Below are 12,506 nucleotides of genomic sequence, written 5' to 3'. Positions count from 1 at the left end.
CGGGCTTTCCTCATTGCAGTGATTCGATCACGCCATCGGCGAGCAAACGCCGGGCCGTGATCACGCGCATGATCTCGTTGGTGCCCTCAAGAATCTGATGCACGCGAGTATCGCGGACCAGCCGCTCAAGCGGGTATTCCTTGATGTAACCGTAGCCGCCGTGAAGCTGGAGGGCCTCGTTGCAGACGTTAAAGCCCATGTCGGTGGCGACTCGCTTGGCCATCGCGCAATGCGCGGTAGCTTCGGGGGCCTGCTGATCGAGACACCAGGCCGCGTGGCGCACCATCAGTCGTGATGCCAGCAGATCGCTTGCCATGTCGGCCAGCTTGAACTGCAGCGCCTGAAAACTGGAAAGCTCTCGACCGAACTGTTGACGCTGACCGAGATAATCGCGAGCAAGCGTCAGCGCCTGTTGAGCGGCGCCCAGCGAGCAGCTGGCAATGTTCAGCCGACCGCCATCCAGGCCCTTCATGGCCAGCCGAAAGCCCTCGCCTTCCTCACCGAGACGATAATCAGCAGGCACCCGCACATCATCGAAGCTGACCATCCGTGTCGGCTGGCTCTTCCAGCCCATCTTCTCTTCGTTCTTGCCGTACTCGATACCGGCGCTGTCAGCGGGCACCAGGAAGGCAGAGATACCACTGGCGCCGGAATCCGGCGCGCCGGTGCGGGCCATCACGACCAGCACATCCGTCTCGCCAGCACCTGAGATAAACACCTTCGAGCCCGTGATCCGGTATTCGTCGCCCTCGCGTACCGCCTTGGTGCGCAGGTTGGCCGCATCCGAACCGGCACCCGGCTCGGTCAGGCAGTAAGAGGCCAGCAGCTCACCGCTGATCAAGCGCTCAAGCCAGGTCTCGCGCAGCGTCTCGCTGCCCCAGTTGGCCACCATCCAGCTCGCCATGTTGTGAATGGTCAGGTAGGCAGTGGTTGAGATGCAGCCCTGGGCGAGCTGCTCAAAGATCAGCGAGGCCTCGAGCCGAGAAAGACCCAGCCCGCCGCGATCCTCATCGATATAGATGCCGAGGAAGCCGGCCTCACCGGCGCGCTTGATCACCTCCACCGGAAAGTGCGAACGGGCATCCCAGTCGGCAGCGTGAGCGACAAGCTCCGCTTGGCAAAAATCGGCTGCTGCCTGCTGCAAGGCACGTTGATCCTCGGTCAGTGCAAAATCCATGGTGCTCTCCTTTAACGCCACAGGCCGTCAGATGTCTCGACTCCGTCAGGCCATGACCGGCATCACACTGACGGTTAGAGGTCGCGTCGGCCCGGTGCTGGCGATGACAAGAATGACAATGGCAAGCACAAGAGGCGTATAGCACCCCCACCGGTAATGTGACCAAGCTAGCATTTGCTTGGTCGGGCGCAAGCCACCCCTTGGTCTAAGGCCAACAGCAATATCTTCACTTTACGTTAACGTCAAGCAGAACTAGTCTTGGAGTCGAAGCGCCCAGGCGTTCATGCGATCATTCCTTAACTCACAACAACATCGTATACGCCAAGGAACACCACCATGCCCAAGCCCAGCCATATCGCGCCTCAGGCCACGCCACCGGACAATCCCGAGGAGACCGTGTCAGACAAGCCAACCTACGCGATCGGTGAGCTGGCCGAGATGTTCGAGGTAACGCCCCGCACCATTCGCTTTTATGAACAGGAAGGCTTGCTGGCACCCGAGCGGCGCGGTCAGCGGCGTATCTACCATGACAAGGACCGGGTACGGCTGAAACTGACCCTGCGCGGCAAGCGGCTTGGTTTCACGCTGGCCGAGATCCGCGAGGTCGTCGAGCTCTACGACACCATGCCCGACGGCAATGCCCGCCAGCTTCACCGCATCCTCGAAATTCTCGCCGAGAAGCGTGCCGATATGGAGCAACGCAAAGAGGACATCCGCCTGATGCAGAATGAGCTAGACGACGTCGAGACTCGCTGCCGGGCGGCACTGGAAGGCCTGGCCCCCTAGCAACAAGAGCAAAAACGCGCCCTATGTGGCGCGGGGCGGGCACTTCGCTTTAACAATCCCAATAAGCATAGGAGCCCGGATGACTCGCCAACGCCACACCCCGGATTCGACGCCGTCTTCACTCTCGCCAACCCCCAGCTATGTCAGCGGCATCAGCGATACGCCCCTCAAGGGCCAGACCATCGGCGACTGCTTCGATGCCACCGTCGCCCGCGTGCCCGAGCGTGATGCCCTGCTCAGCCTGCACCAGGGCCTGCGCTACAGCTGGCGAGAGCTGCAAATTGCCGTCGACGAGGCCGCCCGCGCCCTGCTGGCCGCTGGTGTTGTGCAAGGCGAGCGCGTCGGCATCTGGGCCCCCAACCGGGCCGAGTGGGCCATTACCCAGTTCGCCACCGCCAAGATCGGTGCCATCCTGGTCAACCTGAATCCCAGTTACCGCACCCATGAGCTGGAGTACACGCTAGGCCAGTCCGGCACCGCGACCCTGATCCTGCAGGGGCGCTTCAAGGCCTCGCACTATGTCGAGATGATCGCTGAGCTGGCCCCGGAGCTCGAAGCGCCGCGAGACGGCGACCTCAACGCCGCTCGCCTGCCGGCGCTGAAGCGGGTGGTATGCCTGGATGCCAGCGAGGCCCTGCCCGGCATGCTGACCTGGCAGGCACTGCTTGAGGGCGCCGAGGCGGTCAGCCCTTCGCGACTCGCCGAGGTGCAGGGGGCGCTGCAGTTCGACCAGCCGATCAACATCCAGTACACCTCCGGCACCACCGGCTCGCCCAAGGGCGCGACCCTTTCACACCACAACATCCTCAACAACGGCTTCTTCGTGGCCCGCGCCATGGGCTTCTCGGAGCGCGACCGGCTGGTGATCCCAGTGCCGCTCTATCACTGCTTTGGCATGGTGATGGGCAACCTGGGCTGCATGACTCACGGCGCGGCGATGATCTATCCCGGCGATGGCTTCGACGCCGAGGCGACCCTCGAGGCAGTACAGAACGAACGGGCGACCGCCCTCTTCGGGGTGCCGACCATGTTCATCGCCGAGCTTGAGCACCCGCGCTTCGCCGACTTCGATCTCTCGACCCTGCGCACCGGCATCATGGCCGGCTCCATCTGCCCCATCGAAGTGATGCGCCAGGTGATCGATCAGATGCACATGGAAGGCGTGACCATCTGCTACGGCATGACCGAAACCAGCCCGGTCAGCTTCCAGACCGGCACCGATGCCCCGCTCGAGAAGCGCGTCACCACCGTGGGCACCATTCACCCGCACCTCGAGGTGAAGCTCATCGACCCGGCCAGCGGCGCCGTGGTGCCCAGAGGCGAGCGCGGCGAGCTGTGCACCCGGGGCTATAGCGTGATGCTTGGTTACTGGGACAACGCAGAGGCCACCGCCAAGGCCATCGACGCCAGCCGCTGGATGCACACCGGTGACCTCGCCACCATGGACGAGGACGGCTATGTGGCGATCGTCGGGCGCATCAAGGACATGATCATCCGCGGCGGCGAGAACATCTATCCCCGCGAGATCGAGGACTTCCTCTATACCCATCCTGCCATCTCGGACGTGCAGGTGATCGGCGTGCCGGACGCCAAGTACGGCGAAGAAGTGATGGCCTGGGTCAAGCTCAGCGACGGCGAGGAACTGGACGAGGAGGAGCTAAAGGATTTCTGCCAGGGCAAGATCGCCCACTTCAAGATTCCCCGCTACGTGAAGTTCGTCGACGCCTTCCCGATGACCGTCACCGGCAAGGTGCAGAAATACAAGATGCGCGAAGCGGCGACCCACGAACTGGGGCTTTGACGCTCGCCGCCTGACAGAAACGTCGTGCGCCCTGCTCCTTACTTCAAGACCTGCACGACCTGAACCACACCCCGAAGACTGGACGCTCCCTCCAACCTTCGGGGTGTTTATCTTCGTGCATCTAGAAAGTGCCATGCCCCTACGCACCGCGGGATCGAGCGCGGCCTGTCACCCACCGCCTTTTGCATCCAAAGCCACTAATGAATAGGCTGACCATTCACGGTCAGTATCAACGCCGGAATGACCGACAGCATCGCGTCAGGGAACGGACTACTGCATGGGTGGCAGGACGCCATCACGACATGCCCAGGTAGGGGCGGTAGCGTACCAAGCCCCTTTTGAGGCATCCCCCCCTGAACTCAGTCCTCGCCGCCAACCTATAGAGCTTAACTCGCATGACCGCCCTCACCCGATCTATCAGCTACGGTGGTATGCATTGCGCGGCCATCTCGGAGCATGGATGAATGCACAGTATTATTGGGTCCGACAAAAAAGCGCGTACGCGCGCGAATTCTGCTTAGGTAGCCGAGCTATTCTTGGACCCCTTTGCTATCAATGAGTTATATAGAAGATAGCGCGCTCGTTTATTGACTGTTAAATTTCGGGAGAAGTATGGAGACAACTCGCCCTACACACATAGAGGTGGCAGATCATTTCTATCACGATTCGGTTGATCTGCTTAAGCGGCACGAGCACTGCATTGAAAGTGAATTTCCGGACTTTTCGTCTCTCAAGTCTCGCCGAATGAAGTGCTTTATTGACCTGCGGATGGCAATGGAAAGTGCTTTAAAGTCAGTTGTTTCTTACTACTGCCACAGCAACCTTCAAGGTAGGAAATTGGTCAAGAAGGTAGAGAACTATCGACACCACATGGACAAATTGAAACCGGCTGCATTGCCACATCTTCCTGAAGAAATTGTGGAGAGCGTTTCTTCAGTGTGTGACCAACTCCAGTCCTTGCCGGTTGGTTTGCGTTATCGGCTCGATGTTATGGATTTCATCAGCAATCGGGAACAAGAGTATTACAACACTATCGGCAGTGACACTTGGATAAATTCGACAGCCGGAACAGTGTGGTGTGTTTCTAAATTTATTGGTAAAGAGCTCAACAAGGAGAGCCGCATCATTGGCGTGGACGAATTAATGGAAGAGTTTTCTCAACCAAGATACGAGAAGTATGCCATTAAATAGGGGGCCGAAATTTAACCAGGCCAGGCACGGCGACGCCTACTACATTGCGGCTTCGCCTTCATTTCGTAGGCGCGCAAGCTGGCAGCGTTAGATTTATCTATGACATCTCCTCAGAACGAAGAAATATTTTCGTATCCAGACGCACTTCGTCAGTACGAACTGCTGATACCGCATCTTGTTCGCGTGTCTGATAGATCGGGTGGCATTGACACCAGTACTCTTGGTATTGAAGGTACCAAGATCTATACGCGTTTGGTCCTTAGTGCAATGACGATCGGTTCGATTCTTCCTGGTAACCAAGTAAACCACTCACAGCTATGGGACTTTCCATCCGTAGCTGTGTTAGCAAGATCTTTGATTGAGGCAACGCACCGATACTTGTACCTAATTGAGCCTGGGTTATCATCTGAGGAAGTGATTTCAGACGGAAGTTCCATTTCTACCGAATCAACTGTGAGAAGTATCGACTTTACTCAGAAAAGCACGATCACGTAATACTGAAAAGTTTCGAGGAAAATCTACCTAAAGCCAAAGCAGATATCACCGCGTCCTCGGTGTATAAAGGTCTTGATAAAAATATGGCGAAAAAGATTCGTTCGGGGAATGCGGACATGCACCTCACTGATGCTGAAGTAGCGAAGTTGACGGGTCTTATTGACGAACATTTTGGGTTTTATTATCGGCTACTCTCTATACAGGCTCATGACTCGCCTATGGCGACAACCTCGCAATCGAATGCCAGGGGCCGCGGGCTTGAGAACGATGCTGAAAGTTTCTACTTGGCATTGGTTTTACGTTTACTATGCCGTTACTTAAGTAAATCGCTGCTGTCTCAAGTGGAACTTTTGTCTTTAGAAGAAACGGGGGGCAGTGGCTTTTGCAAATAATGTGTTATCCAATGGCGATATCTAACAAGTGCAGGCACGGCGACGCCCCTTACATTGCGCCTTCGGCTCCATTCCACGGGCGCGCATGCTGCAAGCGTTATGCAAACAAGGAGGTATTGTGCCATATCAAGTAATTAGAAGAGATCTAACAGAAACCACTAGAAGATGTGATTTCTGCCCTCAATATTTAACCTCTCTAAAGGCATATGTTTTAAAGGATTTAGAGACTGGAGAGTTATCTTATGCAGGTCCTACTTGTGCAGTAAATAATGCTGGGGAAGGCTCCACTTCAGGAATTCCTGATTTGACTAAATTCACTTTATCTACAAATAATCGTGAAGATGGAGGCCCAGGCGGGCAAGGTGGAGCTACCACCGAAAATCCAGCAAAGAGCGCAATCGAGTACTTAACGCTAAGAGAAAATAAACTTGTGGATGAACTTAAATGTTCATATCCGATTCTAAAAGAGTACTATGAAAAGCACAATTCTCAAGGGCTATCGAATTCCGACGTTAGACATATAAATAATATTGCATCCAAAGTGCCAGAAAACCTAAACCCAGCGGTACTACAAAGAATCTACAATTATTTGTTCTGGATCGACGTAGGCATAGAAAAGCTACCTGCAGATAAAACGGAATTTTTAGCTGGAGTAAGAAACACCATCGTCTCAAAAGGAAAAATATCTGAGAAACAAAAGGCTGCTATAAATAAGTGGCTGGAGAATATCGATGGCGTACCTCAGTTAAAGTAATGCATAACAAGCGCATGTTGTCGGACTGGTTTCCGCTGCGCTTAAAATCAGCCGAAAACGCGGGCGTCAGCTTTCAAGGATGTGCTTATGATTGAAGAAAGTAGCTTTGATTCAATTGTTGATTTTTTTGAATACTTGGCGCCATGGAATAGAGGGCAGGCCCTTGATGGTTTTGTATTCAGGGGGCATTCAAAAGAGTCTTACAAGTTAATCCCTAATGCGCTTCGCCCCGAAAATGTTGAACAGCTATGGAAATATGTTAACGGCGGAAACGTTAACACAGATCAAACTGAATTTTTGAGCTTACAAATAGATGCAGAATTTCAGTTGCTACGTGAATTTTACAAACTGGCTGATATGCAAGGCTTAGGTGTACCAGTAGCAAACACGTTTCGTAAGAATTTAGCACAAACATTTGATGCTTTTGGAGCCCGGCACATTGATCAGCAGTCTATTTGGCTCCCAGAAGATTTGCATGAGGCAACTGCCCTAGCTCAACATTATGGAATTCCTACAAGATTACTTGACTGGACCTATGACCCGTATGTTGCGCTATATTTTGCTTTTAAGGGAGCAGTTGAGACTTCAGGAAAATTGGTTGTTTGGGCTCTGAATAAAGATCATATCTCATTTCTTCAGCCTACGGTAGACCGAATAAATATTGAATTTATAACACCACATTACGCATCAAATCCCAATTTAAACGCACAAAAAGGTTTGTTCACTCTCTGTCCAGTTAAAAGACTGAGCATGATGGAAGAGGCTAAACTAATGCAAGATAGCAAGGTTCAATTAGTTGATAGACGACCTTTGGATGAGTTTATTTCAAGTACGGCAAAAGAGGACGAAAATATAGCGCTCATGAAAAAATTCATTGTGACTGCTAATAACGCTCAGGAAGGGCTGAGAATTCTAGAAAAAATGGGGTATGGAACATCAAGAATATTTCCAGGTTACGACGGTGTTGCCAGACAAGTTTTAGAGCGTAACTTTGAAGATAACAAATCAATGCAGCCGACCACTGACTCGTCGGCTGATTGATGCGCCAAATGTTTTCAGGGAGAAAATTGTGAGTAAGTATCAAATTGCTCAGCTAAACATTGCCACGCTGATGGCTCCAATCGACTCGCCTCAGCTTTCAGATTTCGTCGCGAATTTGGACAGGGTCAACGCGTTGGCTGAGGATTCCCCTGGTTTCGTCTGGCGCTTGCAAACCGAAGAAGGTGATGCCACCGGCATTGATTATTTCGGCTCCGATAAGATCGTGAATCTTTCTCTCTGGGATTCGGTCGAGGCTTTGCATAATTACGTATATCGGTCTGCCCACGTCGAGATCATGCGTCGCAAGAAAGAGTGGTTCCATAAAATGGGTGAGGCATACATGGTGCTTTGGTGGGTGCCGGCCGGTCACATTCCGTCAGTCGAAGAAGCAGCGCAAAAGCTGAATATCCTGAGAGAGCACGGACCAACCGCCGAGGCTTTCACGTTCAAAAAAGCCTTCCCGGCTCCCGGTGAATTGGCCAGCTTGCCGACCGATACTCTGGGTGGTGAATGCCCCTCCACTTAATTTCAGCGTTATGTAACTCGGAGAGTGGGGAATGGAGAACATTGCCGAAAACATCTGGATATTTGATGGCAAAGCAGTCAATTTCTATTCGTTACTATACACCACGCGAATGACGATTATCAGGCTCTCAACCGGTAACCTATGGGTACATAGCCCCATACAACTGGAGCCAGCGGTACAAGCCGAGGTCGAAGCACTTGGGCGGGTTAAGTACATCATTGCCCCCAACCATCTCCACCATCTATTCATTGAAGAATGGCAACACGCCTATCCAGAAGCCTTACTGTATGGCACACAGGAAGTGATCAGTAAACGAAATGATATTTCGTTCGACGGCCCTCTTGATAACACCAATCCCCCACCCTGGGAGGCGGAGCTAGACCAATTGCTTGTCACCGGTTCTCCCGCCACGCAGGAATGTGTTTTCTTTCATAAGCCGTCTGGCGTTTTGATAGTAACGGACCTCATCGAAAATTTCGCACCCGATGCCTTCCCGTTCTTCAAACGACAGATTGCCAGATTTGCTGGAATACTGGCGCCCAATGGGAGAATGCCCATCGATTGGCGCTACAGCTTTTATTTCAACAAGCTAGAGGCACGACGACATCTTGAAAGAATCCTTAGCTGGGAGCCTAAAATAATCGTTATATCCCACGGAATGATAATTAAAGAAAATGCCGACGAATTTCTTAGAAGATCTTTCAACTGGCTGAGACTCCCAAAAAAAGTCACATGACACATCAGATCACATGGGCGTAGCAATGCTGCGCCTGAGTTTGAAGCATTACACATTGCAGGAGGCATCGTGATAGTCATCTATGGAATCAAAGAGCACCTTAATCCGATCAAGGCCCAGCTTTCTGAGGTCATTCACGGCTGTATGCAGTCGGTTCTCGGTATGCCCGAAGACAAGCGAGCTCATCGCTTCATACCCATGGATGCGGAGGATTTCTATTATCCGGGTGGAAGGACTCCCGCCTACACGGCCATAGAGATCAACATGATGCAGGGGCGTAACCCTGAGACGCAAAAGGCGCTGATCAAAGAGCTGTTCCACAAGATAGAGTCCGAGGTGGGCATTTCGCCCGTGGACATCGAGATCACGATAAAGGAACAACCGGCTCACTGCTGGGGCTTTCGGGGCATGACAGGCGATGAGGCGCGAGACCTGAAATACTCCGTCAAAGTATGACGTGACGTATGTGGCCCGCGACTTTCGGACGAGAAGTCGTCGGCTACACCGCCTCCAGCAACGTCCTCAGCAAACGCTTGACCCGCTTGATGCCGCTGACCAACGCGGTCTTGATGCCGACCATGGTGATGTCACGCTCGACCATGCCGGGGCAGGGTTCACAAGCAGCGCCAAGCAGGCATAGGGGATTTCAAGCTCATGGACCAGAGTCGCTTGGGGCATGCAGTGCATGCCCCTACCCGATTACAGGCCTCGCAGTTCAGGCGGTCGCGGCTTCGTCCGCTGCCTGCCAGATGCCACGCGCGGCGATGCGGCAGGCGAAGGTCGTCACATCGGCGGGTGCTCGTCCCAGCGCCCGCTGCACCCCATCTCCAACATGGGCGTTGCGCCCGTCGAGCACGGTCTCGAACAGGTAGTTCAGCAGCCAAACGATCTCATCCGGCGCGCCGGACTCGGTCAGCGCCTGGGCGAAGGCGTTCCGGGGGATCGGCGTGAAGTGCACCTCGCGCCCGGCGGCGCGTGAGATCTCATCGGCCAACTCGGTGAAGGTCAGGCTGCGCGGCCCGGTGACCTCGTAGGTCTCATAAGCGTGGCCTGGTTCGGTCAGCGCCGCCACCGCCACGTCGGCGATATCGTTGACGTCTATGAATGGCTCGGGAATGTCCGCGGCGGGCAGAGTGATAGCGCCCTCTCGTACCATGCCGAGAAACTCGCCTTCCGAGAAGTTCTGCAGGAACCAGCTCGCCCTCACCACCGTCCACTCAACACCTGCCGCCTGGACGATCCGCTCGCAGGCTTGGGCCTCCTCCTCGCCACGTCCCGACAACAGCACCAGGCGCTGGACGCCGCTGGACACAGCCTCGTCCACGAAAAGGCGGATCGCCTCGGTGGCGCCGGGGATCGCCAGATCCGGGGCGTAGGAGATGTAGACCGCCGAGACACCCGCGAGGGCTGCGCCCCAGCCGCTTGGGTCCTGCCAATCGAAGGCCGGCAGCGTGGAACGTGAGGCGATGCGAGTGGTGACGCCGCGCGCCTTGAGTCGCTCGGCGACGCGACGCCCGGTCTTGCCGGTGCCGCCCAGGACGAGCACGAGATCGTCGTGGGTCTGACGGGGGATCTGATCCGAAGGGGATGTGACGTTCATGAGGGCTCTCCTCTTATGGGGCGATATTGGCGGTTGCCATACCGCTCAAGATTAGGGAGCTCGCCGGTTTGCCACCATGCGTAGGGTGCTCGGATGCATACGCATCCGTCTATAATCGAGCGATGGATACTCTAGGTGGACTGTTAGACGCACCGCGGGCACGAGGCGCCTTCGCCTTGCGCACGGTGATGAGCGCGCCATGGTCGTTGCGCATCCTCGCCGAATCGCCGCTTACGCTAATCGCCGGCGTGACCGGTGAGGCCTGGCTGATGCCCGACGACGGCGAGCCGCTGCGGATCGGCCCTGGCGATATTGCCGTCACCCGCGCGCCGGCCCACTACACCGTCGCCCACGCGACTGACGCGCCACCGCAGGTGGTCATCCACCCGGGCCAGCTCTGCCGCGACCTGACGGGCCAGTCCGTCGATGAGGCCATGACTCATGGAGTACGCACCTGGGGCAACGATCCCGCAGGCGAAACGACGTTCCTCGTCGGCGCCTACGAGCAACTGAGCGATATCAGCGACCGCCTGCTGCGCGCTCTGCCCCCGGTGCTGAAGTTATCTCGTGACGACTGGGAGTCGCCGCTGGTGGCGCTGCTCTGCGACGCCATGGTGATTGACGAGCCGGGGCAGGCGGCGGTGCTCGACCGCCTGCTCGACCTGCTGATCACTGCCGTGCTCAAGGCCTGGTTCGCCCGGCAGGAAGCGGACCGACCGGCTTGGTGGCGCTATCAGGGCGACCGCATCGTGGAGCATGCCCTGCGCATCATGCACGACCATCCGGCGCACCCCTGGACGCTGGATGCTCTGGCGGCAGAGGCCGGCGCCTCAAGAGCCGCCCTGGCACGGCGCTTCCACGAACGGGTCGGCGAGCCGCCCATGACCTTCCTCAAGCACTGGCGGATGGCCCTGGCGGCGGACTTGCTGTGCCAGCCCGGTGCCACGGTGAGCGGTGTGGCGGAACGGGTCGGTTATGCCACCCCCTATGCCTTCAGCGCCGCCTTCAAGCGTGTCAGGGGGATGAGCCCAGCACAGCATCGCGCAGCGGCCCGCTAGGCTGATGGCTGACGGATTGCCGCCTTCATCGCCTGACGCAGGTCGCATAGTGTCTCGTTAAGCCAGTCGCGAAAGGCGGCGACTCGAGGGGCATCCGCTGCCTCCGGCAGGCTGACCAGGTAGTAGCTGAACTCGGTGCGCCGCCAGGGGCGCAGGGCCATGATCTCGCCGTGATCGATTGCCTCCTGGGCCACCGACAGACGTGACAGACACAGCCCCAGCCCTTTACGGCAGGCGGCGAGCGCCAGCCCGCTGTCCGAGACCGTAAGCCGACGCAGTTCCTGCGGCGCATGCAGCCCCGCCTCTCGCCACCATGGGCGCCAGTGGCTCCAGGGCTCGGTGGGCAAGGCGCTTGCGTCCTCGATGAAGCAGGCTTTCCGCCAATCATCGGGCACCCCATCACCAAGAGAGGGAGCCAGTACCGTGATGGCATCGTCAAGCAGGGGCGCGACATGGAGGCCGAGATAATTGCCGGTGCCGAACCGGATCGCGAGGTCGACCTTGCCGTCGCGCAGATCGGCGAGCCGGTTGTCGCCCATGAGCGTAAGATCCAGCCCCGGGTGGCGGTGCAGCAGTTCGCCCACCCGCGGCATCAGGCTATGTTGCAGAAAAGCCTGGGGCGCCGACACCCGCAGCGGGCCGTCGAGACTCGGCTGACTCAGCTCACGGGTGGCGCGATCGATGAGGGTGAAGGCCTCGGCGATGCGCGCCTGGTAGCGCACGCCGGCCTCGGTGAGCACCACCCCACGCACCTTCCGCTCGAACAGCCGAAGTCCCAGGCTCTTTTCCAAAGCCTTGATACGATGGCTGACGGCAGCGGCGGTGACATGCAGCTCGTCCGCGGCCGCGCTGAAGCTGCCATGGCGCGCTGCCGCCTCGAAGGCGCGCAGGGTGGGCAAGGGTAGCCGAGAGGAAGGCGACATGGCTTACTCCAGTTAAGCCTATGGGT

At 56.5% G+C, this 12,506-nt stretch carries 13 protein-coding genes; 10 read left to right on the top strand and 3 right to left on the bottom strand.

All coding sequences use genetic code 11. The annotated features are described in order from the left end of the window. Positions 1–10: 10 nt before the first annotated feature. On the bottom strand, positions 11–1,177 hold the full coding sequence (locus tag ETC27_RS11465; RefSeq protein WP_136255127.1) for an acyl-CoA dehydrogenase family protein: 1,167 nt from the start codon (positions 1,175–1,177) through the stop codon (positions 11–13). 336 nt (positions 1,178–1,513) lie between these two features. Between ETC27_RS11465 and ETC27_RS11460 the strand changes: the two genes are divergently transcribed. The 9 genes from ETC27_RS11460 to ETC27_RS11420 all read left to right on the top strand — a co-directional run bounded on the left by ETC27_RS11460 (position 1,514) and on the right by ETC27_RS11420 (position 9,355). Further along, positions 1,514–1,963, top strand: coding sequence for a MerR family transcriptional regulator (locus tag ETC27_RS11460; RefSeq protein ID WP_136255126.1), 450 nt, complete (start codon positions 1,514–1,516; stop codon positions 1,961–1,963). A 79-nt stretch (positions 1,964–2,042) separates the two neighbouring features. After that, the gene (locus ETC27_RS11455) at positions 2,043–3,764 is read left to right on the top strand and encodes an AMP-binding protein (RefSeq protein ID WP_136255125.1); all 1,722 of its coding nucleotides are present in this window, start codon (positions 2,043–2,045) and stop codon (positions 3,762–3,764) included. Between the two features lie 612 nt (positions 3,765–4,376). Next, the gene (locus ETC27_RS11450) at positions 4,377–4,955 is read left to right on the top strand and encodes a hypothetical protein (RefSeq protein ID WP_136255124.1); all 579 of its coding nucleotides are present in this window, start codon (positions 4,377–4,379) and stop codon (positions 4,953–4,955) included. A gap of 578 nt (positions 4,956–5,533) precedes the next feature. Further along, entirely contained in the window at positions 5,534–5,842 is a 309-nt protein-coding gene (locus tag ETC27_RS11445) for a hypothetical protein (RefSeq protein ID WP_136255123.1), read from the top strand. A gap of 118 nt (positions 5,843–5,960) precedes the next feature. Further along, entirely contained in the window at positions 5,961–6,596 is a 636-nt protein-coding gene (locus tag ETC27_RS11440) for a hypothetical protein (RefSeq protein ID WP_136255122.1), read from the top strand. Positions 6,597–6,683: 87 nt separating this feature from the next. Then, a complete protein-coding gene (locus ETC27_RS11435; RefSeq protein ID WP_136255121.1) occupies positions 6,684–7,637 on the top strand; it encodes an FRG domain-containing protein in 954 nt (317 codons plus the stop codon). A 28-nt stretch (positions 7,638–7,665) separates the two neighbouring features. Then, positions 7,666–8,163 carry a DUF3291 domain-containing protein gene (locus ETC27_RS11430; protein WP_136255120.1) on the top strand — a complete coding sequence of 166 codons (498 nt, stop codon included), beginning with the start codon at positions 7,666–7,668 and terminating at the stop codon, positions 8,161–8,163. A 31-nt stretch (positions 8,164–8,194) separates the two neighbouring features. After that, on the top strand, positions 8,195–8,899 hold the full coding sequence (locus tag ETC27_RS11425) for a DUF4336 domain-containing protein (protein WP_136255119.1): 705 nt from the start codon (positions 8,195–8,197) through the stop codon (positions 8,897–8,899). Positions 8,900–8,968: 69 nt separating this feature from the next. Next, positions 8,969–9,355 carry a tautomerase family protein gene (locus tag ETC27_RS11420; RefSeq protein ID WP_136255118.1) on the top strand — a complete coding sequence of 129 codons (387 nt, stop codon included), beginning with the start codon at positions 8,969–8,971 and terminating at the stop codon, positions 9,353–9,355. Between the two features lie 259 nt (positions 9,356–9,614). Here ETC27_RS11420 and ETC27_RS11415 read toward each other — a convergent pair whose 3' ends face one another. Next, positions 9,615–10,499 carry an NmrA family NAD(P)-binding protein gene (locus ETC27_RS11415; RefSeq protein WP_136255117.1) on the bottom strand — a complete coding sequence of 295 codons (885 nt, stop codon included), beginning with the start codon at positions 10,497–10,499 and terminating at the stop codon, positions 9,615–9,617. Positions 10,500–10,621: 122 nt separating this feature from the next. Here ETC27_RS11415 and ETC27_RS11410 point away from each other — a divergent pair, with 122 nt between their 5' ends. Continuing rightward, positions 10,622–11,557: a cupin domain-containing protein gene (locus tag ETC27_RS11410; RefSeq protein WP_136255116.1), complete on the top strand. Its 936-nt coding sequence runs from the start codon at positions 10,622–10,624 to the stop codon at positions 11,555–11,557. On the opposite strand, the gene ETC27_RS11405 is transcribed toward ETC27_RS11410, so the two are convergent. Then, on the bottom strand, positions 11,554–12,480 hold the full coding sequence (locus ETC27_RS11405) for a LysR substrate-binding domain-containing protein (protein WP_136255115.1): 927 nt from the start codon (positions 12,478–12,480) through the stop codon (positions 11,554–11,556). The two genes, ETC27_RS11410 and ETC27_RS11405, sit on opposite strands and share 4 nt — an antisense overlap. Positions 12,481–12,506: the final 26 nt, after the last annotated feature.

The organism is Onishia niordana (genome assembly GCF_004798965.1).
Classification (GTDB): Bacteria; Pseudomonadota; Gammaproteobacteria; order Pseudomonadales; family Halomonadaceae; genus Onishia; species Onishia niordana.
This window is presented reverse-complemented; position numbering and strand designations above follow the sequence as displayed.

Excerpts from the sequence above, each read along its gene's own strand:
- ETC27_RS11465 (WP_136255127.1), bottom strand. The coding sequence starts at position 1,177 with ATGGATTTTGCACTGACCGAGGATCAACGTGCCTTGCAGCAGGCAGCA.
- ETC27_RS11460 (WP_136255126.1), top strand. The coding sequence starts at position 1,514 with ATGCCCAAGCCCAGCCATATCGCGCCTCAGGCCACGCCACCGGACAAT.
- ETC27_RS11455 (WP_136255125.1), top strand. The coding sequence starts at position 2,043 with ATGACTCGCCAACGCCACACCCCGGATTCGACGCCGTCTTCACTCTCG.
- ETC27_RS11450 (WP_136255124.1), top strand. The coding sequence starts at position 4,377 with ATGGAGACAACTCGCCCTACACACATAGAGGTGGCAGATCATTTCTAT.
- ETC27_RS11445 (WP_136255123.1), top strand. The coding sequence starts at position 5,534 with ATGGCGAAAAAGATTCGTTCGGGGAATGCGGACATGCACCTCACTGAT.
- ETC27_RS11435 (WP_136255121.1), top strand. The coding sequence starts at position 6,684 with ATGATTGAAGAAAGTAGCTTTGATTCAATTGTTGATTTTTTTGAATAC.
- ETC27_RS11425 (WP_136255119.1), top strand. The coding sequence starts at position 8,195 with ATGGAGAACATTGCCGAAAACATCTGGATATTTGATGGCAAAGCAGTC.
- ETC27_RS11415 (WP_136255117.1), bottom strand. The coding sequence starts at position 10,499 with ATGAACGTCACATCCCCTTCGGATCAGATCCCCCGTCAGACCCACGAC.
- ETC27_RS11410 (WP_136255116.1), top strand. The coding sequence starts at position 10,622 with ATGGATACTCTAGGTGGACTGTTAGACGCACCGCGGGCACGAGGCGCC.
- ETC27_RS11405 (WP_136255115.1), bottom strand. The coding sequence starts at position 12,480 with ATGTCGCCTTCCTCTCGGCTACCCTTGCCCACCCTGCGCGCCTTCGAG.